The 22,408-nt window shown below is 67.1% G+C and carries 22 protein-coding genes and 1 pseudogene; 13 read left to right on the top strand and 10 right to left on the bottom strand.

Annotated elements, in window-relative coordinates; all coding sequences use genetic code 11:
* Positions 1–36: 36 nt before the first annotated feature.
* Positions 37–744 (bottom strand): SDR family NAD(P)-dependent oxidoreductase, encoded by a 708-nt coding sequence (locus tag ACQEVO_RS18170; protein WP_432914790.1) that lies wholly within the window; start codon positions 742–744, stop codon positions 37–39.
* Positions 745–976: 232 nt separating this feature from the next.
* On the opposite strand from ACQEVO_RS18170, the gene ACQEVO_RS18165 reads away from it, so the two are divergent.
* Positions 977–2,446, top strand: coding sequence for an aldehyde dehydrogenase family protein (locus ACQEVO_RS18165; RefSeq protein WP_432914788.1), 1,470 nt, complete (start codon positions 977–979; stop codon positions 2,444–2,446).
* A complete protein-coding gene (locus tag ACQEVO_RS18160; protein ID WP_432914786.1) occupies positions 2,443–3,651 on the top strand; it encodes a CaiB/BaiF CoA transferase family protein in 1,209 nt (402 codons plus the stop codon). Before ACQEVO_RS18165 ends, ACQEVO_RS18160 begins: the two co-directional genes overlap by 4 nt.
* A 65-nt stretch (positions 3,652–3,716) precedes the next feature.
* Here ACQEVO_RS18160 and ACQEVO_RS18155 read toward each other — a convergent pair whose 3' ends face one another.
* The 5 genes from ACQEVO_RS18155 to ACQEVO_RS18135 form a co-directional block, all read right to left on the bottom strand.
* Complete coding sequence (locus ACQEVO_RS18155; protein WP_432914784.1) at positions 3,717–5,168, bottom strand: MFS transporter; 1,452 nt, start codon at positions 5,166–5,168, stop codon at positions 3,717–3,719.
* A 268-nt stretch (positions 5,169–5,436) separates the two neighbouring features.
* Entirely contained in the window at positions 5,437–6,399 is a 963-nt protein-coding gene (locus ACQEVO_RS18150; RefSeq protein WP_432914781.1) for an ABC transporter substrate-binding protein, read from the bottom strand.
* 18 nt (positions 6,400–6,417) lie between these two features.
* Positions 6,418–7,188 (bottom strand): ABC transporter ATP-binding protein, encoded by a 771-nt coding sequence (locus ACQEVO_RS18145; RefSeq protein ID WP_432914779.1) that lies wholly within the window; start codon positions 7,186–7,188, stop codon positions 6,418–6,420.
* Between the two features lies 1 nt (position 7,189).
* Positions 7,190–8,053: an ABC transporter permease gene (locus ACQEVO_RS18140; protein WP_432914776.1), complete on the bottom strand. Its 864-nt coding sequence runs from the start codon at positions 8,051–8,053 to the stop codon at positions 7,190–7,192.
* A 39-nt stretch (positions 8,054–8,092) separates the two neighbouring features.
* Complete coding sequence (locus ACQEVO_RS18135) at positions 8,093–9,412, bottom strand: aryl-sulfate sulfotransferase (RefSeq protein WP_432914773.1); 1,320 nt, start codon at positions 9,410–9,412, stop codon at positions 8,093–8,095.
* Positions 9,413–9,570: 158 nt separating this feature from the next.
* Here ACQEVO_RS18135 and ACQEVO_RS18130 point away from each other — a divergent pair, with 158 nt between their 5' ends.
* From ACQEVO_RS18130 to ACQEVO_RS18120, 3 genes and pseudogenes are all read left to right on the top strand, one after another.
* Positions 9,571–10,752, top strand: coding sequence for a LacI family DNA-binding transcriptional regulator (locus ACQEVO_RS18130; protein ID WP_432914770.1), 1,182 nt, complete (start codon positions 9,571–9,573; stop codon positions 10,750–10,752).
* A gap of 59 nt (positions 10,753–10,811) precedes the next feature.
* Positions 10,812–11,108: pseudogene (locus tag ACQEVO_RS18125) on the top strand (DUF952 domain-containing protein); the annotation flags it as partial.
* A gap of 48 nt (positions 11,109–11,156) precedes the next feature.
* A complete protein-coding gene (locus ACQEVO_RS18120; protein ID WP_432922759.1) occupies positions 11,157–11,612 on the top strand; it encodes a cupin domain-containing protein in 456 nt (151 codons plus the stop codon).
* 93 nt (positions 11,613–11,705) lie between these two features.
* On the opposite strand, the gene ACQEVO_RS18115 is transcribed toward ACQEVO_RS18120, so the two are convergent.
* Together ACQEVO_RS18115 and ACQEVO_RS18110 are read right to left on the bottom strand one after the other, a co-directional pair.
* Positions 11,706–12,584 carry a sulfurtransferase gene (locus ACQEVO_RS18115; RefSeq protein WP_432914767.1) on the bottom strand — a complete coding sequence of 293 codons (879 nt, stop codon included), beginning with the start codon at positions 12,582–12,584 and terminating at the stop codon, positions 11,706–11,708.
* Positions 12,585–12,670: 86 nt separating this feature from the next.
* The gene (locus ACQEVO_RS18110; RefSeq protein WP_432914764.1) at positions 12,671–12,931 is read right to left on the bottom strand and encodes a hypothetical protein; all 261 of its coding nucleotides are present in this window, start codon (positions 12,929–12,931) and stop codon (positions 12,671–12,673) included.
* Positions 12,932–13,138: 207 nt separating this feature from the next.
* Here ACQEVO_RS18110 and ACQEVO_RS18105 point away from each other — a divergent pair, with 207 nt between their 5' ends.
* Positions 13,139–13,576 carry a TIGR03667 family PPOX class F420-dependent oxidoreductase gene (locus tag ACQEVO_RS18105; protein ID WP_432914761.1) on the top strand — a complete coding sequence of 146 codons (438 nt, stop codon included), beginning with the start codon at positions 13,139–13,141 and terminating at the stop codon, positions 13,574–13,576.
* A gap of 82 nt (positions 13,577–13,658) precedes the next feature.
* Here ACQEVO_RS18105 and ACQEVO_RS18100 read toward each other — a convergent pair whose 3' ends face one another.
* Positions 13,659–14,309: a Uma2 family endonuclease gene (locus ACQEVO_RS18100; protein WP_432914758.1), complete on the bottom strand. Its 651-nt coding sequence runs from the start codon at positions 14,307–14,309 to the stop codon at positions 13,659–13,661.
* Positions 14,310–14,377: 68 nt separating this feature from the next.
* A complete protein-coding gene (locus tag ACQEVO_RS18095) occupies positions 14,378–15,316 on the bottom strand; it encodes a hypothetical protein (RefSeq protein WP_432914756.1) in 939 nt (312 codons plus the stop codon).
* A 530-nt stretch (positions 15,317–15,846) separates the two neighbouring features.
* Here ACQEVO_RS18095 and ACQEVO_RS18090 point away from each other — a divergent pair.
* The 7 genes from ACQEVO_RS18090 to ACQEVO_RS18060 all read left to right on the top strand — a co-directional run bounded on the left by ACQEVO_RS18090 (position 15,847) and on the right by ACQEVO_RS18060 (position 22,287).
* On the top strand, positions 15,847–16,215 hold the full coding sequence (locus ACQEVO_RS18090) for a hypothetical protein (protein WP_432914753.1): 369 nt from the start codon (positions 15,847–15,849) through the stop codon (positions 16,213–16,215).
* Positions 16,212–16,841, top strand: coding sequence for a DUF3558 domain-containing protein (locus ACQEVO_RS18085; protein ID WP_432914750.1), 630 nt, complete (start codon positions 16,212–16,214; stop codon positions 16,839–16,841). The genes ACQEVO_RS18090 and ACQEVO_RS18085 overlap by 4 nt, the downstream gene beginning before the upstream one ends.
* Positions 16,842–16,843: 2 nt before the next feature.
* The gene (locus ACQEVO_RS18080; RefSeq protein ID WP_432914747.1) at positions 16,844–18,184 is read left to right on the top strand and encodes a hypothetical protein; all 1,341 of its coding nucleotides are present in this window, start codon (positions 16,844–16,846) and stop codon (positions 18,182–18,184) included.
* The gene (locus ACQEVO_RS18075; protein ID WP_432914744.1) at positions 18,181–18,888 is read left to right on the top strand and encodes an ESX secretion-associated protein EspG; all 708 of its coding nucleotides are present in this window, start codon (positions 18,181–18,183) and stop codon (positions 18,886–18,888) included. Before ACQEVO_RS18080 ends, ACQEVO_RS18075 begins: the two co-directional genes overlap by 4 nt.
* A 322-nt stretch (positions 18,889–19,210) precedes the next feature.
* Positions 19,211–20,200: a helix-turn-helix domain-containing protein gene (locus ACQEVO_RS18070; RefSeq protein ID WP_432914741.1), complete on the top strand. Its 990-nt coding sequence runs from the start codon at positions 19,211–19,213 to the stop codon at positions 20,198–20,200.
* Positions 20,197–20,397: a DUF397 domain-containing protein gene (locus ACQEVO_RS18065; RefSeq protein WP_432914738.1), complete on the top strand. Its 201-nt coding sequence runs from the start codon at positions 20,197–20,199 to the stop codon at positions 20,395–20,397. Before ACQEVO_RS18070 ends, ACQEVO_RS18065 begins: the two co-directional genes overlap by 4 nt.
* A 594-nt stretch (positions 20,398–20,991) precedes the next feature.
* On the top strand, positions 20,992–22,287 hold the full coding sequence (locus ACQEVO_RS18060; RefSeq protein ID WP_432914735.1) for an ATP-binding protein: 1,296 nt from the start codon (positions 20,992–20,994) through the stop codon (positions 22,285–22,287).
* Positions 22,288–22,408 lie beyond the last annotated feature (121 nt).

Here is a 22,408-nt window from a genome sequence, read left to right as displayed (position 1 = left end):
TCCCTTCGGGTGAGATCGGCGGATACCTGGGGCTGATCAGGTGTTGCGTCCGCCGTTGACGCCGATGATCTGGCCGGTGATGTAGCCGGCCTCTTCGGAGATCAGGAAAGCGCAGGTCGCGGCGATATCTTCGGGTTTGCCGATACGCCGCACCGGGGTGCGCTGGATATGGTCCTCGACGCTGCCGCCGAGCAGCCGGCGTTCCTCGGAGCGGCGCAGCATCGGGGTGTCGATGAACCCCGGCGGTACCGCGTTGACGGTGATCCCGGACGGGCCGAGTTCCAGTGCCAGCGATTTGGTGAGGCCGTTGACCGCGGATTTCGACGACACATAGTGCGACATGAACGGCTGGCCCGAATGCGCGCTCGACGAGGAAATGTTCACGATCCGGCCCCAGCCCGCATCGAGCATATCCGGCAGCACCGCCTGGATCGTATGGAAAACCCCGTGCAGGTTGACCTCGATAACCCGTTTCCATTCGGTGAAATCGATGTTCTGGAATCGTTTGAATCCGTCGACGCCGGCCGCGTTCACCAGAACGGTGACGGGTCCCAGCTTTTCGCGGACGGTGGCCAGTGCCGCGGCGATACTGTCGGGATCGGTGACGTCGGCCTGGTAGGCGGAATCGTCGTCGGCGGAGGCGTTGCGGTCGAGGGCCGCCACGTGGAATCCGTCGCTGCGCAACCGCTGCGCGATGGCCAGTCCGATGCCCGAGGCGCCGCCGGTGACAACTGCGGTTTTCACGCTTGCCTCTCCTCTCTCGCGCCCACCGGCGCAAGAACATGCATTCCGAATACGAGAACCGTACTCTCGTGCTGATCGGCTGCGCAAGATCCGGTGGATCCGCGTGAACCGGTCGCTGCGCTGCGGCGAACCGGATAGTTCCTGCTCATCGAATCGCCCGCGCGAGCACACTCCCAAATGTACTATTCTCCTGAAACGAGAATGCTATTTCCACGAACTTCGAGGAGGCGGGATGTCAACGCAGGAAGAGGCGGTGACTGCCACCCAACGGCTGCTCATCGACGGGCAGCTGATCGAGACCGGGCGCACCCTGGCCTCGCTCAATCCCGCGACCGGTGAGGTGGTCGGCCACGCGCCCGAGGCGGGTATCGCCGAGGTGGACGCCGCTGTCGCCGCCGCCCGCCGCGCGTTCGACACCACCGACTGGTCGACGAACCACGAATTCCGGGCCCGCTGCCTGGACCAGCTGTATCAGGCCCTGCAGGACAATGTGGAGCAGCTGCGGGCCCTGATGATCGCCGAGGTCGGTGCGAGCTTCATCCTCACCAAGGGCAACCAGCTCGAAACGCCGTTCGAGATCGTCAAGTACTACGCCGGCGTGCTGAAGGACTACAGCTGGTCCGAGGACCTCGGCCCGGTCGAGATCCGCGGCGCGCAGCATCAGCGGTGGGTCGAGAAGGAAGGCGCCGGGGTGGTCGCGGCGATCGCGGCCTACAACTACCCCTACCAGCTGGCCTTCGCGAAACTCGCGCCGGCGCTGGCCGCGGGCTGCACGGTGGTGCTCAAGGGCGCCCCCGACACCCCGCTCATCACCCTGGCCCTGGGTGAACTCATCGCGCAGCACACCGATATCCCGGCCGGCGTGGTGAACATCCTCGCCGGTTCGGAAGTGGCCGTCGGCGAACGCATGACCACGCACCCCGATGTGGACGTCGTCTCGTTCACCGGTTCCACGCCGGTCGGCCGCAAGATCATGGCCGCCGCCAGCGAGACCCTGAAGAAGGTGTTCCTCGAGCTCGGCGGGAAATCCGCGGCCATCCTGCTCGACGACGCCGACTACAACCTGGGCGCCATGTTCGCGGCCTTCAGCATCTGCTCGCACGCCGGCCAGGGCTGCGCCATCACCACCCGGCTGCTGGTACCGCGCGCCGACCACGACAAGGTCGCCGAACTGGTCGCCGCGAATCTCGCCAACATCACCTACGGCGATCCGGCCGACCCGAAGAACTACATGGGCCCGCTGATCAGCGAACGCCAGCGCGACAAGGTGCACGGCCTGGTGGAGCGTGCGGTCGCGGCCGGCGCCACCCTGGTATGCGGCGGCGAGAAGGTCGACCCCGGCTACTTCTACAAGCCGACCCTGCTGTCGAATGTCGACCCCGACAGCGAGATCGCGCAGGAAGAAGTGTTCGGCCCGGTGCTGGCCCTGATCCCGTACGACGATATCGACCACGCCGTCGCGATCGCCAACAACTCGATCTACGGCCTGTCCGGTGGTGTTTTCGGTGCCGACGCCGAACGCGCCCGCTCGGTCGCCCGGCGTATCCGCACCGGCACCTTCAGCATCAACGGCGGCAACTACTTCCACCCCGACGCGCCGTTCGGCGGCTACAAGCAGTCCGGTGTCGGCCGCGAGATGGGTGTCGTGGGGATGGAGGAATTCATGGAGACGAAAACCATCGCCGAGGTGGTGGCTTCGTGAGTAAACCGCTGGAGGGGATCACGGTCCTCGAGGTCGCCATGTACGGCTTCGTGCCGTCGGCGGGCGCGGTGCTCGCCGACTGGGGTGCGAACGTGATCAAGGTCGAGCACGCCGTGACGGGCGACCCGCAGCGCGGGTTGCGCCAGATCGGCAAATTCAAGGTCGAGGGCGATCCGAACCCGAATATCGAACACGCCAACCGCGGCAAACGCAGTATCGGTATCGATATGTCGGTCGAGGGCGGTCGTGAGGTCATCTACGAACTGGCGAAGCGCGCGGATGTGTTCCTCACCAGTTTCCTGCCGTCGGCGCGCACCAAATTCGGGATCGACGTCGACGATATCCGGGCCGTGAACCCGAAGATCGTGTACGCCCGCGGGAGCGCGCTCGGTCCGCGCGGTGTGGAATCCGACCGCGGCGGCTACGACATGACGGCCTTCTGGTGCCGGGGCGGCGTGGCCGCCACCATCACCCCGGAAGGTACCGACGGGATGATTTCACCGCCCGGGCCCGCCTTCGGCGACACCATCTCCGGCACCAATCTGGCGGGCGGTATCGCCGCGGCCCTGCTGAAACGGGAACGCACCGGCGAGCCGTCGATCGTGGATGTCTCGCTGCTCGGTAGCGGGCTGTGGTCGCTCGGCCACACGGTGGCACTGTCGGCGTATCAGGGCGAGCCGATGATCGCCCCGCCGCCCGGAACACACGGTGCGATGTCGAATCCGCTGTCCGGCCTGTACAAAACAGCCGACGACCGTTATCTGTCGTTCGTCATGCTGCAACCGGGCAAGTTCTGGGCCGATGTCTGCCACCACATCGACCGCCCCGATATGGCCGAGGATCCCCGTTTCGCCGACGCCGCCCAGATCGCGGCCAATACCGACGCCGGCGTGGAAATCCTGCGCGAGGCGATCGCGCAACGCACTCTCGCCGAATGGACGAAGAAATTCGCGACCCTCAAGGGTCCCTGGGCCCCGGTCCAGGATTCCCGTCAGGTCGCCGACGATCACCAGATCCGCGATAACGAATACATTCTCCCCGCGGGGGAATTGGAACTGGTGTCGAGCCCGGTGCAGTTCGATGTCACCGCACCGGAACTGCGGCCGGGTCCGGAGTTCGCGGCCCAGACCGAAGAAGTCCTGCTCGAACTCGGCTGGGACTGGGACCGCATCATCGAGTTGAAAACCAGTGGTGCCGTGGCCTGAGCCGCTGACGCGGACGACGATGTGGTGCCGGACCAAACCCCGGCACCACATCGATCCGCCCCGGATCAGCCCGGGGTGCGTTCCGGTGCGAGTGCGGGGCCGTCGATTGCGCACTGCGGCAGGCAATCGACGGAGTCCAGTGACGGTGCGTGCCGGGGCGGGCGAAGCAGCACCGCCGCGAGTAGCGCCCCGGTGAGCAGCAGCCCGGCACAGATTCCCATGGCGACCGCGAAACCCGCATCGAAGGCCGCGGGATCGTCCAGCGAACCGGAGATACCGGCCAGCCCCGGCAACGCCGCCACCGCGAGCAGCTGCGCCGTCCGGGCGACGGCATTGTTCACACCGGAGGCGATGCCCGCCTCGGTTGTCGCCACGGCGCCGAGCACGGCCCCGGTCAGCGGCGCGACCAGCACGGCGAGCCCGAGGCCGAATACGAGCACACCGGGCAGTACATCCACCACGTAGGCCGCGCCGGGGCCGATTCGCAGCAGCAACACCAGCCCGGCCGCCGCGACGAGCGGCCCGAACGTCAGCGGCAGGCGCGGGCCGTGTCGCTGGGCCCACCGTCCGGCCGGCGCCGAGAGCAGCAACATCAACAGGGTCACCGGAACGGTCGCGGCACCCGACAGCAGCGGTGAGTATCCCGCCACCAGTTGCAGCTGGAGTACCAGCAGGAAGAACACCCCGCCGAGCGCGGCGTAGACCGCGAGCGTCACCAGGTTGGCCGCGGTGAAGACCCGCGAGGCGAACAAGGAGGGCGGAACCAGCGGATGGTCGCTGCGTACCTCGATGACGGCGAAAGCCGCCAGCAGCAGAAGGCCCGCTACCACCAGCAGCGGATCTGAATCGATCAGCCCGAAGGTCAGCGCGCCGAGCGCGACCGCGATCACCAGCGCGCCGGGTAGATCGAGCCGGGTCGCGGCGTTCGGGTCGCGACTCTCCGGTACGTGCCGCAGCGAGACCAGCACCACCACCAGTACCAGCGGCACATTGATGAAGAAGATCGACCGCCACCCCGCCGCATCGATCAGCCAGCCACCGAGAAATGGCCCGAGCGCGCCCGCCACCCCGCTGAAACCGGACCACAGCCCGATCGCCGCGCCCCGGTCGCGATCGTCGATGGACGCGGAGATCAGGGCGAGACTGCCCGGCGTGAGCATCGCGCCCGCCACACCCTGCAGGACCCGGGCGGCCACCAGCATTTCGATGGACACCGCCGCGCCGCACAGCACCGACGCCAGCGCGAAACCCACGGCGCCGGCCACGAACACCTTGCGCCGGCCGAAGCGGTCGCCGAACGAACCGCCGAGCAGGATGAACGAGGCCAGTGTCAGCGTGTAGCCGTTCAGCGTCCACTGGAGTCCGGCGACATCGGTCTCCAGCGCCTCGCCGATGCGGGGCAGGGCGATATTGACGACCGTCGCATCGAGGGAGGCCACCGACGAACCGAGAACCGTGGCGAGCACGATCCAGCGGCCGGACGCCGACCGGAGCCGGGGCAGCTCAGCGGTACTCACCCAACCGAAGATAGGGGATCCCGCGGGTCCGGCCGGTTCGACACTCGGCGCCGCGGTAGCCGGATCACCGGCAAATCCGCGCCGGCGGGCGGGACGGTGGCGTCACAGCCGCACGCCGGCGGATCACCGGCCGCGGCGGCAGGGGGCCAGGCGGCACAGCCGTATGCCGGCGGATCATGGGCGATCCCGCGGCGGCAGGTGGGCAGGCGTCACAGCCGCACGCCGGCGGTCTCGGCGGACCGTGTATCCGGCCGGACCATGAGGTGTGTCAGCCGGCCGCCGCCAGGAAGTGGTTGTCGAGCAAAGCGGCGTAGTCGGGCAGCGCAGTCGAATCCTGGAGAGATCCCTGTGTTTTGGCCCATTCGGCGAGTTCGGTCAGTTTCGCGGCGAGATCCGGTTGTAGTTGCATGGTGAAATCGAACTGCGGCAGGACCGTGCGCAGGAGTTGCGGGTCCAGTTGCGTGGCCGCGGCGACGGCCGCCACCGCGGGATCGGACAGGTTCGTCAGGTCGTTTCCGGCGTCACCGAGCGCGGCGAAGAATGCCGTGAGCGCGGGGCCTTTCGTATCGATCGCGGGCTGGGTGGCCAGGTACAGGCTGTGCTGGCTGTAGCCGCCGCCGGCGAGTTCGACCGCGTCCTCGCCCAGGGCCTGGATCACCTGCGCCTGGTAGGGCTGGAAGATCGATACCGCGTCGACATTGCGCTGGGTGGCCGCGGTGACCGTCGCCGACGGTGCGACCTGCACGAGGTTCGCCTGTATCGACCGGTCCGACAGTGCGTCGACGGCGAAATACGCCGCGCTCGTCCCGATGGGTGTGCCTATCGACTTTCCGGCGAGATCGTCGATGCTGTCGATTCCCGCGCTGCGGCGGGCAACGATCCGCGAACCCTCCCAGCGGGAGCCGTCGCCCACGACGCGCAGTGACGGGGAACGGGTGAGGACGGCGGAGGTGGGCACATCGGCGGCCGTCGCGATATCGACCTGGCCCGCGGCGACCGCCTGGAGTGCCTCGATTCCGGAGGGGAAGTTCACCACCTCGACCTCGACACCGTGCTTGTCGAAATAACCGCTCTGGTCGGCGACCGGGATCTGCGCCCAGGACGGGTCGACGACGAAACCGACAGTGAGGGTGTCGGAATCGCTGCCGGTGTCACCGCAGGCGACGACGGACAGGGTGACTGCGGCGGCCGCGAGCGAGGCGGACAGCAGCCGCCGGAGACGAATCTTCACGATGAGGGACTTTCTGCTTCAGGGGTGGTGCGCGGGGACGGCGTGGTCGATACCGAGTTCGTGATGCAGCGATTTCCGGATCTCGCTGTAACCGGGCCGGTCGGCGAGTGCGTCGGCGGGACGCGGGCGGCCGAGTGGGTTGGTGATGCGGTGGGCGATGCGGCCGTCGCGCAGGACACTGACCGTATCGGCGAGCCGGATCGCCTCGTCGATATCGTGGGTGACGAAGACGACCGTGCGGTGCAGGCGGGTCCACAGATCGATGAGCAGGTCCTGCATCTTCAGACGGGTCAGCGCGTCGAGGGCCGCGAAGGGCTCGTCCATCAGCATCACGGTGGGCTCGCCCGCGAGCACGCGCGCGATACTCACCCGCTGCCGCATTCCGCCGGAGAGTTCGGCGGGGCGCCGGTGTCCCACGTCCGCGGCGAGTTCGACTAGTTCGAGCAGTTCCGGCACACGGCTGCGCCGTAGCCGCGCCGGCACACCACGGGCGCGCAGGGCGAATTCGATATTGTCCGCCACACTCATCCACGGGAACAGCACATCGCGCTGAAAGGCCATCCCGCGGCGGGGGTCCGGTGCGACAACCGGTTCACCGTTATCGGTGATCGTGCCCGCGGTGGGGGTGATGAGCCCGGCCAGGCAGTGCAACAGCGTCGACTTCCCGCTGCCCGAGGCGCCGACGAGGACGGAGAAGGAGCCGTCCGGAATCGTCAGATCGATCCGGTCCAGCGTCGGCCGCGGTTGTCCGGGGAACCGAACGACGAGGTCGTTGATTTCGAGTGGCATGTCATTGCTCCTTGCGCGCCCAGCGGGTGACCGGTGCCGTGCTCGACGCGATCACGAGATCGCAGAGGGCGCCGATGATTCCCAGCACGATCAGGCAGGCGATGAGCCTGTCGGCTTGGGAGAACAGCTGTGCCTGATAGATCCGGTATCCGAGACCCGCTGTGGTACCGGTCATCTCGGCGACGACGATGAGTACGAAGGCCATGGCCGCGCCCACCCGGAGACCGGCGACGATATCGGGGGTCGCTTCCGGCACGACGATCCGGGTGAGGGTCTGCCACCGCCCGGCGCCGAGGCAGCGGGCGGCGCGCAGATAATCCGCCGGTGTACTCGCCAGTCCCGCATGGCTGTTGATCCAGACCGGGACGAACACACCGAGGGCGATGACGAGCGTCTTGCTGCTCTCGCCCAGCCCGAACCAGAGGATGGCAAGGGGTACGAGGCCGATGGTCGGGATCGGTGACAACAGGCGCAGGACCGGCTGCAGCAGCTTCCGTCCCGCCGCGGTATTCGCGGTGACCACGGCGGCGGCGATACCGGCGACCGCACCGCAGCCGAATCCCGCGAAGGCGCGCCGCAGGCTCGCGAAGATATCCTCGGTGAGCAAGCCCTCGGCCGTCATGTCGTATCCGGCCCGCACGATCTCCGGCACGCTGGGAAACAGCTCGCGCGGGAACTGGCCACTCGCCACGACCAGGCTCCAGACGATCGCGGCCAGCGCGAGCCCGGCCACGGTCCAGCCGAGTGCCCGCAAGCGTGCGATCCACCGCCGGACCGTGCGTCCGGTGCTCTTCGGGCCGGGGTCCGGCGGAGCGCCGGACGAGGGTGAGATCCCGGCGGTCGTGGCTCGTACGCTGATGGTCACGTCGGCGAACCTTCCTGGGAAAATCTGGGGGACAAGGGTTTACGTATTCGGTGATATGCCGACGGGGCGCGCCGCGGCGCGCGGCGTATCCGCCGGAACCCACTCGAAGGGCACCGACTGGGCCCGGTAGACCAGAGGTGTCAGCGTGAGCCGGTCCACTCCCGGCACCCGGGGTTCGCGGACCTCGGGCTCACCCGCGACGCCGTAGCCCTCGTAGGGACTGTGGTACTCCCACACCACGTCGCCGTCCGCGGTCACCTGGAAGAGCCGCCCCTGCATGCCCTCGGTGATCAGCGTGTTGCCGTTCGGCAACCGCTGCGCGTTGCTGACGAAGGAGCTGAAGAACGTCCAGGACGGCCGGCCGGAATCCTCGGCGGTGTACTGCCAGACGATCTGCTCGGTGGCGGGGTCGATCTCCAGGATCCGCGAGCCCGCGTAGATCCCGAGCGCCGCCGGCGGGTATCCCGCCCCGCCCTGGTTGTCGAAGACGAGGATATTGCCCGCGCCGGGCAGGCCCTCGGCGATCATATGCGGATTGTGCTGGCCGGAGATCTGATCCAGCGGCCGCGGCACCTTGTGCACGTTGATCCGCTGATGCTGGGCGCCCGCGAGCGCTTCGAAGTAGGGGCCGAGTTTCCAGACGACAGCGCCGGAGGTCTTGTCGATCAGGGCGATGATATTGGCCTTGCGGAAACTGACGAGAACATTGTCGGGATGGAACACACTGCCCGGGTCCCGGTCGTACCAGCGGTTGGGGCCGAGGGATTTCGCGCTGTTCATCTCCAGGTACCCCCACGGGTCCTCCGGATCGCGTTCCGCTGTTTCCCGTAGCGCGGCCCAGCCCGCCGCGGAGAACCCCAGTTCGCCGAGGTGGTCGCCGGCCAGCCACTGCCAGACGATCGCACCGTGCTCGTCCACTTCGACCAAGCCCTGATCGCCCACGGTCGCGTCGGTGAGACCGGGGACGACCCGCGGCACGGTCACCAGCAGCAGCCGGTTGCCGTTCGGTAGCAGCTCCCAATCGTGGTTCTGCCGAGCCGCGCCGCCGGGGGCCTGATGTCCCCATTCCCAGACCCGTTCGCCGGACCAGCTGAGCTGACCGACCGTCCCGTTGGCGTAGATCCCGCCGCGTGCGTCACCGCTGTCCGACAGCTGGACCCCGACATCCCCGAGTCGCCCGCCGTTGAGCGCGGGATCGATGAGGCGCGGCGGCACACCCGCGAACGGCCATTCGTGGACCACGGTCCCGTTGAGGTCGATGAGCCGGGTGACCGCGTCGGCTCCGGTGAAGAGAACGTAACTGTCGTAGGCGTTCTCGGGGTCGCACCAGGTGACGCCGGTCGGTCGTGTGTATGCCATGCGTCTACTCCACCCTTCGCTCGTTACACCCGTGGGTCCTGCTCGTAACGGGTCTAATCGATTAGCGTAGGGATGCCGCGACCGCGGGCACAGTGTAAGAATCGGGGCGAATCAAACCCTCCGGCAGTGCAGTGCCCGACGACCAGACTGGATCGATCGTGAGTGTCAAACGCCCCACCCTCGCCGATGTCGCCCAACGTGCCGGCACGTCCACGGCCGTCGTCAGCTATGTGATGAACAACGGGCCGCGCCCGGTATCGGACCGGTTGCGGGCCAAGGTCGTCGCCGCGGCCGACGAGCTGAACTACCGGCCCGACCGCAATGCGCGGGCCCTGCGCCGGCCGCGGCGCTGGCGCCAGATCGGCCTGCTCGTCCCGGATATGACGATGCCGTTGTTCGGCGCGTTCGCCGGCCGGGTCGAAATCGAGGCGCGGGCCCGGGATCACCTGACGATGATCGGGAACACCGGATTCGACCCCGAACGGGAGCGGGAATTCGCCGCGGCCTTCATCGATATCGGAATCGACGGACTGCTGGTCGTCGGTGCGGTCGACGCGCCCGGGACCGCCGCGATCTGTGATCGGGCCAGAATCCCGGTGGTCTGGGTGCACAACAGCCGAGGCATGATCGACTCGCCGATCGTCGGCGCCGACCACCGGGCCGCGGGCCGGCTCGCGGCACGTCATCTCACCGCGGCGCACAGTTGTGACAATCTCGTCTTCGTCGGCGGTTTCACCGAGGACACCGTGCACCACGGCGACCGGGAAACCGTCGCGCAGCGATATGCGGGATTCGCCGCGGCCGCGGGTGCGGACCACCAGGTGGTCCGCACCGATCTGACGGCCGAAGGCGCCTACGCCGCGGTGCGCGGATTCCTCCGAGAAACCCGGCGGCCGCCCGGCGGAATGGTCATCGGTACGGGCGGCCAATCCGCGGCCGCGATGCGCGCGGTCACCGATGCCGGCTTGCGGATACCGGGCGATATCCGGATCGTCGGTTTCGACGCCGATACCGCCGGTGTTTTCGGGCAGATCACCCTGACCTCGGTCCGGCAACCCATCGGAGCCATCACCCGCGCCGCATTGGACCGGTTGCTCGGTGACAATGCCGAGAGCGAGGCCGCGGCACCGGCGCACCTGGAGGTCGCGTTGGATACGGGTGAATCGTGCGGCTGCGGAACCGGTTCCGGCCCGGCCGCCGTCGGCCACGGTGCGCCCGTCGTGCCGGAACGGACCGGGCCGGCGGACGGGGATCAGGCCGCCGCGGGGTCCGGCAGCCGATGCGGTGAACCCTGTTCCGGGGTGGCGGAAGGTGTCGCTGCCGCGCCGACCTCGACGTGATCACGGCGATCCGCTGCCGGGTGCTGCCGCCGAGCCGGCAGCGTGCTGCGTAGATTGGCGTGGTGCCGAACGAATTGATCATCCACCTGCTGCGCGTATCGGACATACCGGCATCCGACGCGCCGATCGCCGTCGAGTCCGTGCACACCGACGGTTTCGTGCGATGCGCACCGGATGAGGCAACGATGCTGCAGTTCGCGAACACCTTCCATCGCAACGAAGCCGAACCCATGGTCGCGCTGATACTCGATCCGGCGAAGATCGGCGCGCCGGTCCGCTTCGAGGAGGCGAGTTTTCCGGGCACGAACGGCGGCAAACGGCCGATTCCCCATGTCTACGGACCTGTCGAGCGCTCCGCGATCACCGAAATCCGCTACGCGCGACGCGATGTCAACGGCACCTACATCAGCCTCGACCGCCGCCCGCCGCTCGTCGAATCCCTGGATCTGCTGCCCCATCCCGAAGGCGGATGGTTCCGCGAAACCTGGCGCAGTACACACACATTCACCCCCGCGGGCTACCCCGGGGCCCGCACCGCGGGGACCGCGATCTACTACGTGCTGGGACGCGGCGAGCGGTCCGTATGGCATCGCGTCCGCTCCGACGAACTATGGCTGTGGCATGCCGGTCTCCCGCTCGCCCTGACCCTCGGCGGCGACGGGCCACGGCCGGAGTTCGCGGAGCGTCACATTCTCGGCGGTGACGTGCTCGCCGGTCAGCGGCCGCAATTGCTGGTACCGGCCGGCCGGTGGCAGAGCGCCGAACCGCTGGCGGGCGCGGCGGACGAGGTCCTGGTCAGTTGTGTCGTATCGCCGGGCTTCGATTTCGCCGATTTCGATTCTCCGCCCGGATCGTCCTGAACCCGGCGCTGTGATCGCTCGGTCGCGATCACCGGTTTCGTTCCGGCCCGGTCGCCGCCGGGGCCGGAGCCCGGCGGCGCTCCGCAGTGAAATCTATTCCGGGGTGGCGGAAGGAGCTGCTGACTCGCCGACCTCGACGGGATTGGCCGGGTCCGCACTCCACTGCGACCAGGAACCCGGGAACAGCGATGCTTCCCGCCCGGCGGCGGTCAGTGCGGCGACGGCGACGGCCGCGGTGACCCCGGAACCGCAGTAGACGACCATCGGCTCGGCGCCGGTGGCCGCCGGGAACCGAGTCCGGACCTCGTCGTCCGGGCGGAAGCGGCCCGATTCGTCCAGCAGCGACGTCGCGGGAACATTGGCCGCGCCGGGAATATGCCCGGCCACCGGATCGACCGGTTCGTTCTCACCCCGAAACCGTTCCGGTGCGCGGGCATCGACGAGGGCGCCGCGGGCGGCGACGGCGCCGAGCTCCGCCGCGGTCACCACCCCGCGCGCACCGGCATACAGATCGTCCACGGTCACGGTGACATCGCCGGGAGCCACCTCGGTATCGCCGGTGTCCAGCCGGCCGCCCGACTCGCGCCAGGCCGCGAGTCCGCCGTCCAGGATGCGGACATCGGGCAGTCCGGCGGCGGTCAGCACCCACCAGGCGCGGGCCGAACCGGCCCGATTCCAATCGTCGTAGACCACGACCGGGGCGCCGGCGCGCACACCCCAGGCCCGCAGGTTCCGCTGCAGCGCCGCCCCACCGGGCAGCGGGTGGCGGCCGCGGCCCGGTACGGAGTGGTCGGACAACTCGGTTTCCAGGTCGACGTAGACGGCGCCGGGAAGGTGGCCGGCGCGATAGTCCGCGCGGCCGTCCGGCCGGTCGAGCCGCCAGCGCACATCGAGCAGCGTCACCGGCTCGCCCGCCGCGATCGCCTGCGCCAAGTCGCCGGCGGTGGTGAATACCTCGGCACGAGTAGTCATCGAACAGCCCTCCACCTCACGGGTTCACCGTCTCGAATCCCCGGTCGGCGATCACGGCCGCCGACGGCGCAGTGAAATGGTAGCTGTCAGCTGCTTTCGCAGCCGATTCCGTTGCCGTCACGGTCCAGGTCGTAGTCGTCGGGGCCGATCACCCGGACCCGTCCGGTGTAGGCGGGGCCGTTGCCGCTGCCGCCTTCGCAGTCGGCATCGCTGGTGATGGGGACGCAGGGGTCGTACGAGGCGTGGCACCCGGCGCCGGGCTGGGCGGCGGCAGGCTGGGCCGCGACGATCGTGCCGGCGGCCGCGCAGGCGAGGGCGGTCGCGCCGAGGAGGGCGAGGGTTCTCATGGCATCTTCTTTCAGGGGCGTTGACAGGCCTGCAGCAGCTTCGCACGGCAAGTAGCCGCCAGGCGACAGTTTTTGTGGAAAAGTGACCTATAAAATTCCCCGTTATCGAATGCATACGGTTTTGCCCGGTCACCGCTATTGCGCGGAACAGCAGCGCGGGCGAGGGTGTTGTTCCGGCGAAATCCCCGAGGATCTGGAGGTCGGCCCATGGCAACATCGCAGGTCAACGAACTATTCGACCCGGCAACGGAATTCGGCGCCCGGGTGGCCGACAGGCTGGAACGCGAAGAGATCATCTGGCTCACCACCACCGGTCCCACCGGCACCCCGCAGCCGAACCCGGTCTGGTTCCGCTGGGACGGGAAATCCTTCCTGATCTTCAGTCAGCCCGACCGGCCCAAACTCCGCAATATCGCCCGCAACCCCCGGGTGGCGCTGCATTTCAACAGCACCGAATCCGGCGGCGATATCATCGTGTTCGGCGGCACCGCCCGGCTCGAACTGGGCCCGGACGCCGACGAGACCGCCGCCTACCTGGAGAAATACCGAGATGGGCTGGCCGGACTGTCGATAACCGCCGACCAGTTCCGCGCCGACTACTCGGTGCCGATCCGAGTCGTACCCGACCGCCTCCGAGGATTCTGAACCGCCGGGCCTGCCGCGCGACCTGCGCCGAGCCCACTACAGCCACTCGGATTGCCGAATCGTCAACGAGCCGACGGTGCACTCAGAACTGCAGATCGGACCAGGGAATGGAGATCGGAAACGGGTGGGCGGCCGTGACGGCGTCGGAGTTATCCGGTGTCCATTTGCCGATCAGCCGGTAGTCGGCCGGATACAGCGGCCGGACGCCGGCGGGAAGTTCGTGCGTCGTCTCCCGGGCGTAGGCGCGCACGGCCGCGATGGCGCTGCGCTCCCGGTGCAGCTCGACCTCCCAATACCAGGGAATGCCGGCCTTCGCGTATCGGGCCCGTTTCGCGTCCATATCCGTCTGCGTATTCGACGGCGACAGCACTTCCCCGGCGAGGAGTACATCGTCGGCGCGAAGGTCCTGATAGGGCTCGGGCAGACAGCGCGCGACGAGGAAATCGGGGGTCACGAAATCGGACTTTCCGGTCCGGCCGAAGAAAATATCCGTCTCGGTGTGCACCCGCCAGCACTGTTCGGTATCCCGGTCCATCTCACCGCGAGCACAGCCACGCAACGCGCTCCACAGCAGGTTGGTGAATTCCTGATGCTCGGCGGGCCCCCGCCCCACCCACACCACCCGGCCGTCCCAGAGTTCGATCTGCTGGGCGATCCCCTCGGGCAACTGCTCGAGTCCCTCCCAGGTCATGAACTCCGGGAGGTCGGGACGCTCGACCGAAGGGGTGGGCATGGGTTTCATGGTATGCGCGGAGTGTGGCGCTCGGCGCTCCGGTGGTTTCGAGGTGTTCCCCGCGGAGGTCAATCGCCGCAGCGTCCCATCGCGGGAAACTGAGGTCGAACCGTTCGGCAGTGCGCGTTGTAGCGGGTGGCGATTGCTTCGGCCGTCCGGCGGGCCGCGTCGCAGCCCAGTCCGTCGATGCTCACCCTGATCAAGTGACCTTGCAGTCTGTTCCCCTCGGCGTCTTCAACTGTGGCGTCGGGGTCGGTGGCGAGGGTGATCCCGCAGTACTTCAGGCCGGTCGCATGCGAAGTGAGGCGGCTTTCGACCGCGGGAAGCCCGGCAACGGTGATACGGGATTCCTTGTCGGAATAGCGCTCGGTTTCCAGCGCTTTGCTCAGGTAGTCGTATGAGTAGGTGATGTGGCGCGTTTTCGTGTGATCGGTGCCTATCGCGAAATGGCACTCCCAACCTACGGGGCCGGGAGAGAAATACAGAGCCGGCGAATCGACGGCGAGAGTGCCCAGGACGGCACACGGGTCGAGAGTGGCCAGCGGGTGGTTCACCTGCGCGTGCGCGGGAAACGGGGGGTTCTCGGTGAACGGCGGCGACGCCGAGCGCTGCGGTCTGGTCGCCGTCAGTGGTAGCCCGGCCTCGGCGACTGTCAGGGCCGCAGTGCACAGATCTTCACGAGCCCCGGTCTGGGACGCGGTGAGCTCGCCGGCGGCGGAGACGGTATAGGACAACCCCACCTTGCGGGCCTCGTCGAACGGGATATAGGACGTGCACAGGTCGGGTGTGGCGCTGAGCCGGACCGGGGTTCCCTCGACGGGTGTCCCGTAGTCACCGCCGGTGCTGCCGATTCGGACCATGATCTCCCGGATCCGCTGGGGACCCGCCGGTGGGGAGAAGTGGACTGTGCAGGTTCCGTAGGCGCCCTGTGTGCCGATGTGGTCGGCGGTCCCGATGCTGGAGATCGCACCGATATCGAGGTACCCGCAGGGATCCACGGTGCTCATCTCGGCTCGGTAGGCGAGCGTGTCCCGCTGCTCGGCCGTGAGAAAGTCCGGATAGGGCAGGGTCGAGAGCGTGGTCGGGCCGGCGGACTCTGCGGGTGTCGATGGAGAGGTGCATGCCGTGGCGCCGAATGCCGCCGCGAGGGTGAGGCCGGCGAACGTGATCCTTCCGGTCCGCGGTTTCCTGCCGTGTATCGCTGTGCCCGGAATCCGGACTGCGTCGCCCGCGATTTTCCTCCGGACGAAAAGCCGTGACCAGCGAATAGGCATGTGCCCCCCTCGATTCATTGCAACTGAGCATGATCATCTTACGGTCGGTGTGGCGGTACGCCTCGGCGAGGCGGAGTCTGATGGACAGTGGGTTCTTGCCCGGCGCGTAGCGGCGGACGGAGGTCGACGGAAGCCTCGGCGATTCGGAGGCGTATCGGTTTTCGGCAGGTCTTCGGGGCTTCATACGGTCGCCGAAGTCGGAACCAGAGGCGGTGCGGGCGCGTCCGATACAGTGAGGCGTCGTACGGAAGGGCGGGCGAACAGTGGATATCGGGCAGGGGCAGGCTGCCGCGCTGTGGGAGCAGGCGGGGGCCGGGACATTCCGGATGGAAGCGGGGGCGGCAGAGCGGTGCGCGGACGTGTTCGTGCGATTCGCTGACAGCCTGGGTGATGAGGTGTTGAAAGCTGACGACACACGCCAGGCTGTTGGGTTCGGCGGGTTCGATTCGGCAAGCCAGCTCGAAACCCGGTTCTTGGAGAAGGGCGGAAAGCTGAAGGAAGCATTGATCGCGCTCCAGGAAGCCGCATTGCGCATGGCGGCGGCCTATTTGCGTGCAGGGCAGCTGTTCGAGGAAGCCGATGATATGAATCGCCGGGCGTTGGTCGTGGCAGGGGAAGGAGCACCGGAATGAGGCGGAACCTCGGAGGCATTGTCGGATTGCTGGCATTGGTGATGGTGTCGGCCTGTTCAAACGATGCGGAGCCGGCCGGAACGGGGTCGTCGGCTACCCCTGTGGTGGATGAAACCGCAGCGAATTCGCGGCCGACGCTCACCGCGCCGAGCTTGCAGCCGCCCGCTCAGGAAGGACGCCGCGTCAACAAGGACCGCCCGGACGTGGTATTCGACCCGTGTACCTGGATCAGGGACGAAACGATTCGGGAGGCCGGATTCGATCCGGCATCTCGCGAACGTGGAGAAGATTTCATCGCGGAATGGACCTTTCTCATTTGCCATTTCGAATCAGAGGTGCTCGACCTTTCAGTGATGTCCGGAAACGTGACACTGGAGGAAGAAGTCCAGAAGAGCCAGAAGACCGGACCATGGCAGCAGCCGATCAAGGTCAATGGCCGAGACGCAACTAAGGGGGTGGATCCCGAGCATCCTGATGTCTGCGAGGTGAACATTCGCACCGCGGTCGGTGCGGTTTTCGTCAACCAGATGCTCAACCTCGAAGGGCGGGCCCAAGGCTCCGATCCGTGTATGGGGATCGAGAAGACTGCCGCTCTGATCGAGCAGGAAATCGGTGAGGAGAACTGACGATGAGCGAAGAACCGCAGGCAGAGTTCCCGGTATTCGCTCCCGAGAACTCGCAGGCATTGATCGAGGCCCAAGAGGCGCAGATCCTGGCTCAGCAGGGTCGTGACGGGGCCGCGAGTTCCCAGCGTCATATCACCCATGATTCGCAGGATCCGCCGTACATCACCGCGATGGAGCATTTCGAGGGCTTGTCGCATGCGGAGATCTACGACAAAGTGGACGCGATGAATGTCCGTGCCATCACCGAGTTGGGTGAAACATGGCGGACAATCGCGACCGGTCTGTCGGCCAAAGTTCTCGGTTCTCGGCTCGCGCTGAATCGCGCACTCTCCGAAGGCTTTTCGGGTGAATTCGCCACCACTGCGGCAACCGCGGCGGAAACGTTCTTCGACGGCGCCGACAATTTGCAGCGTGCCGTTTCGGCGATCGGGTATCGGGTCGGTTCGGTGGCGGCTGGCGCGGATGCGGTGCAGTTGTCGGTGCCGCCACCGCCCGTGCGTGCTGTGCCAACTGAGGGGCTGCCCGACGATGCCGAACAGGTCGCGACTGTCCTGTTGGGCGCGGCCGCACCGTCGTCGGAGGCCGACTTCGGACGGCAGCAGGAAGAGCAGCGCCAGGTCGCCATCGGCGTGATGAACTCGATTTACAAGCCGACCTACCAGCCGGCCGGAGAGGGCGTGCCGACATTCGTCCCGGTGGACACGCCCGGGGAGGGACCCGCGGGAACGAACCCGCCGGGCACGTCCACCACCAACAGCGCGGGCACGCCCGGAAACACCACGGGAGCGCCGGGAAACCAGCCCACAGGGGAGCAGCCCGGACAGCCGGGTACGGAAGAGCCGCAGGCGACCACCGCCGCCGGCGCCGAAACGCCTGCCGGTAATCCGGCAGGCCAGCAGCCCGCCACCACACCGTCCACTACGACGTCGGGCGATACTCCGCGCGGTGCTCCCACCGGTACACCCACGGTCCCCGGAACCCCGTCGCGTCCCGGAAGCCCCGGTGTACCCAGTGTTCCCGGTTCGCCCGGCCGTCCAGGAACACCACCCGTGCCGGGCCGCAGTGTTCCGGGCGCGCCGGGAACCACACCCGCTCCGGGCGGCACCACGGCCGCTCAGGCAGCACGCGCGGGACGGCCCGCCGGTATGGGCGGTATGCCGGGAATGATGTCCCCGGGGGCCGCCCGGCGGGGTGAGGACGAGCAGGACCACAAGATCCCCGACTACCTGATCATCGACCGGAGCGAGGAACTGCTCGGCCCGGAACAGCCGATGGTGCCGCCGACCATCGGCGACGATGCGGCGGCAGCCGAACCCGCGAGCGATCGGGGCGGTCATCGGTGAGATGGGAGTTCACCCCCGATGAGTTCATGCACGTCTGGAATGTCACCGATCGCGACCGCTACCCGTTCCCGCTGAGCGTGGTGTCGGCTGCCCGCTGGGAATCCGACTACGACCGGCTCGCCGCCGAACTGAATGCCCGCCTCCCGAAGAATTCCGACCCCGACCTCGACGCTGCTCTGCGGGTGGCCGCCGCGCCGGAAACGACTGTGGCACTTTCTGGTTCGCGGGACGATCCGATTCGCGCCTACGCCGCCATCGACGGCACCGTGGGTGTCGCCATGGTGCAGCGACCCGGCCCCGATGCGGAAACCGGCGGCACGATTGTGCTGCGGGCCGGGACACCGAAGGTCGTTCCGATGATGGTGGACGCAGTGCTCGGCGATGTACCGAAAGGATCCGGGCCCTCGTTGATCGACGATATCGACCGGATGCGGGAAACCGACGGTATGTGGATCGGTTCCACCCCGCAGGTCCCCGACCGCATGCGCCGCATGCTCCGCGCACCCCGCACCGGCTCGGGGCATATCGAGGTGCGGCGCGGGCTCCACGACACACGCCCTTTCCCGCCCGGCTATCTGAGCTGGTTCGATATCCGCGACGACGGACGCTACGTCTACCGGCACGAATACCGGGATTTCCGGATCGACCCGGTCTCGACTGCGGAGCTCAAACAACTCCTGGCGAAACTGGTCACTCCGGCCTGAACTGCTGCGGCCCGGTACCAGCCCCAGCGATGACCGCGGACGCGGGGTACGGCGAATATCCAAAGGGTACGGCGGGTGCCTGGCACGGCGTCTGCCCGCAGCGCCCCGCGCTCCACTGCCTGATGACGCAGAACCGCATTCGCACAACATCTTCCGCTCCTGGGGTTAGTCTTGGCCTACGCCCGGCACAGGGTCCGGCGGGGGCACATGGACGGTGCCGGACCCTGCCGCAGCAGTTTTGATGCTGCGGTGGCGACGCTCCTCGAAGGTGAGTCGAGGAACGGCCTGCGCCGGGCGTTTCTCCAGTAGATCGGACCGGCAGGTGTTCGCGCCGCTCCATCGCCGGGGAAAAGCCGTGGCGCGGAGACATTTCCACCACGGCACCTTCCATATCGAAACGATCCAGTTAGCGAGGGTAAATACCGTGGGTAGTGGGTCCATGCTTCCCCGCCGCGCGTTGGGGCGGCAGCTTCGCAAAATGCGCCTCCGGGCGGAAATGACACAGGCCGGTGCCGCACGTGCGGCCGAAACCTCACCGCAGACCTACGGCCGGCTGGAAGACGGCCTCAAAACCAAGGTCACAGATCTGGCGATGAACGCCCTGTGCAACGCGTTCTCCAGCACCGATGAGGAGCGGAGGACGGTCCTCGATCTGGCCCGGGAGATCCGGTCGTCGATGGGCTCGGACGGTGGCTGGTGGCAGGCGTATGCGGAGGCCGTACCGAGAACTTTCAACCACTTCATCGGGCTGGAAGAGTCCGCGATCCATGTCTTCTCGTGGCAGGTGGCTCTTATACCCGGATTGCTACAGACGCGGGAATACCGCCGGGCACTGCTGTGGGCGGAGTATCCGGAGATGCCCACCCGTGAGGTCGAGTTGACTCTTGATCTCGTTGTGCGGCGGCAGGAAGTGTTGAACAAGCAAAGCTTTCACTTCGAGGCGGTAATCGCCGAACATGCGCTGCACACCATGGTGGGCAGTCCAGCAGTCGTTGCGGACCAGATGTCACACCTCTTGGCGGCTGCGGAACGCGAGAATGTCACGCTGCGGATCGTGGGCAGGCAGTCCCGGGACCCTATCGGGCTGATCGCCGGACCATTCGTCCTGTTCGATTTGCCGCCTATGCCGACCTCCCGGATGCGTCAGCCGTCGGTAGCATATGCAGAAGGCTACTTCGGCAGGGTCTATATAGAGCGCGAGGCCGAGGTAGCGGTGTACACACGGGCTGTCGAGAGACTGCGGCGAGTGGCGCATTCGGAGGATGAGGCCAGAGGCCTGGTGCTCGGCGCGTTGAAGGAGTGGAACCGATGACCGACCTACCTACCGCACGCTGGTTCAAGAGCAGCCGAAGTTCCGGACAGCAGGATTGTGTAGAGGTGGCATTCCTCGACGGCGGGACAGTCGGTGTACGCGATTCGAAGAACCCGTCCGGCCCGACGCTGGCATTCGGCCCGGCCGAATGGGACGGATTCGTCGCGGCACTCGCCTCTGCCCGATTCCAGCACTGACCGGCGCCGACAGGCTTGATAGACGCGAACACGACATCATCCAGATCGAACTCGGTGTGCGGCGGCCGCACACCGAATCGCTGTCGACCAGCGCACCCGTGCGGACGGCGCTGGTCGGCAGGTGGTCACGGGTGGGTCTGCTGTGCGAGAGCGGCAGCTGGTGAGTCTGAGGACCACTTCGAATAACCGCAGGATTCCCGGCGGGCCGCCACCGACAGCCAGGGAAATCCAACGCGCAGGGCGGTGTCGAACACCCGGTATGCTGCGCGAATGAGTTCACCGCGGGCTCGGGTAGCGGAAACGGGAGGGCTTGTGAGGTACTTCAACACCACCGGGCCGTGCGATGCGGAGCTGCACTATATGTTGCCTGCGAGCGAACGGCTTCCGGATGCTCGCCGCCATATTGCCCGCGGCCAGTATTTTGTGGTGCACGCGCCTCGCCAGACCGGAAAGACCACCTCCCTTATCGAACTCGCACATGAGCTCACTGCCGAAGGCAAGTACACGGCACTGCATTTCAGCTGCGAACCGGGGAGCACGTTCGGGGACGACGTTGGTGCCACAGAGCGTGCGCTGCTCAGACACATCCGCGAGATGACCAGGATCAGGGGGCTCCCCGCCGACGAGCTACCACCGGCGCCGTGGCCAGCGGCCGAACCCGGATATGCGCTGCTCTCGGCACTCACCGCCTGGGCCGAACGATGCCCGAAACCGCTGGTGCTGTTCTTCGACGAGATCGACTCTCTGCGTGGCGAAAGTCTGATCAGCGTGCTCCGCCAGCTGCGCACCGGCTACACCACGAATCGCCGCGGATTCGTGCATTCGATCGTGCTGTGCGGGCTACGGGATGTCCGCGACTACAAGGCCGCGGCCGGCGGCGATCCCTCCCGGTTGGGCAGTGCCAGTCCGTTCAATATCAAAGTCGACTCCATCCGCATCGGAGATTTCGACCGCGACGAGGTCGGCGCCCTCTATACCCAGCACACTGCCGACACCGGGCAGGAATTCAGCCCTCGTGCAACAGATCTCGCCTACTACTACACCCAAGGCCAGCCCTGGCTCGTCAACGCCCTCGCCGCCGAGGTCGTCGACAATATGCGCATCGAGACCACCATCACCGAGGACCACATCGACCGGGCCGAAGAACGCCTGATCGTCGCCCGAGCCACTCACCTGGACTCCCTGGTCACCAAGCTCGACGAACCCAGGGTCAAGAAGGTGATCGAACCCCTGCTCGCCGGAAACAACGTCGACAGCGCCCTCGACTTCGACGCCGCCCGCTCCTATGTCGCCGACCTGGGCCTCATCGCCCGCGACAACCCCGTGCGCATCGCGAATCCGATCTACAACGAGGTCATCGTCCGCGTCCTCGGCTCGAGCATCGAAGGCAGCGTCACTGCCGAACCCGCCCGGTTCCGGCTCGACGACGGCCGTCTAGACGTACACAAACTGCTCACAGCCTTCACCTCGTTCTGGAAAGAGAACGGCGAATTCCTTGCGTCCCGGCACAGCTATCACGAAGTCGCCCCGCAACTGGTGCTCATGGCGTTCCTGCACCGCATCGTCAACGGCGGCGGATACATCGCCCGCGAATACGGTGTCGGCGCCGGTCGCATCGACCTGCTCATCCGCCAGCCCTACACCGGCCCCGGCGGGGTGCGTGCCGAGCAACGCCTCGCCTTCGAACTGAAACGCCGAGCGGACAAAGAAGGTGACCCCCTCGACAAGGGCCTGACCCAACTCGACGCCTACCTCGACCGCCTCGAACTCGACACCGGCGTTCTGGCCATCTTCGACTGCCGCGAGAAAGCCGCACCCATCACCGAGCGCACCCGGATCAGCGAGGTCACCTCCCCTGCCGGGCGGCTCATCACACTCCCGCGCGCCTGAACCCGCAGCCACTCGCCGAGCGCTCCGACCGACGTCTTCCGGACCACACCGGGCAAAAACAGTCGGCAAATTGTTCGCACCCGAACAGACGAAACGCTCGGCGGGGTCATCCAGTCGATCA

This window comes from Nocardia sp. CA-290969 (assembly GCF_050936135.1).
Classification (GTDB): domain Bacteria; phylum Actinomycetota; class Actinomycetes; order Mycobacteriales; family Mycobacteriaceae; genus Nocardia.
Note: the sequence above shows the minus strand (reverse complement) of the source record. Positions and strands in the feature narration are given on the sequence as shown.

Bases quoted from the DNA above. Each gene is read 5' to 3' on its own strand.
- ACQEVO_RS18165 (WP_432914788.1), top strand. From the start codon at position 977: ATGTCAACGCAGGAAGAGGCGGTGACTGCCACCCAACGGCTGCTCATC.
- ACQEVO_RS18145 (WP_432914779.1), bottom strand. From the start codon at position 7,188: ATGCCACTCGAAATCAACGACCTCGTCGTTCGGTTCCCCGGACAACCG.
- ACQEVO_RS18135 (WP_432914773.1), bottom strand. From the start codon at position 9,412: ATGGCATACACACGACCGACCGGCGTCACCTGGTGCGACCCCGAGAAC.
- ACQEVO_RS18115 (WP_432914767.1), bottom strand. From the start codon at position 12,584: ATGACTACTCGTGCCGAGGTATTCACCACCGCCGGCGACTTGGCGCAG.
- ACQEVO_RS18110 (WP_432914764.1), bottom strand. From the start codon at position 12,931: ATGAGAACCCTCGCCCTCCTCGGCGCGACCGCCCTCGCCTGCGCGGCC.
- ACQEVO_RS18105 (WP_432914761.1), top strand. From the start codon at position 13,139: ATGGCAACATCGCAGGTCAACGAACTATTCGACCCGGCAACGGAATTC.
- ACQEVO_RS18100 (WP_432914758.1), bottom strand. From the start codon at position 14,309: ATGCCCACCCCTTCGGTCGAGCGTCCCGACCTCCCGGAGTTCATGACC.
- ACQEVO_RS18095 (WP_432914756.1), bottom strand. From the start codon at position 15,316: ATGAGCACCGTGGATCCCTGCGGGTACCTCGATATCGGTGCGATCTCC.
- ACQEVO_RS18085 (WP_432914750.1), top strand. From the start codon at position 16,212: ATGAGGCGGAACCTCGGAGGCATTGTCGGATTGCTGGCATTGGTGATG.
- ACQEVO_RS18080 (WP_432914747.1), top strand. From the start codon at position 16,844: ATGAGCGAAGAACCGCAGGCAGAGTTCCCGGTATTCGCTCCCGAGAAC.
- ACQEVO_RS18065 (WP_432914738.1), top strand. From the start codon at position 20,197: ATGACCGACCTACCTACCGCACGCTGGTTCAAGAGCAGCCGAAGTTCC.
- ACQEVO_RS18060 (WP_432914735.1), top strand. From the start codon at position 20,992: ATGACCAGGATCAGGGGGCTCCCCGCCGACGAGCTACCACCGGCGCCG.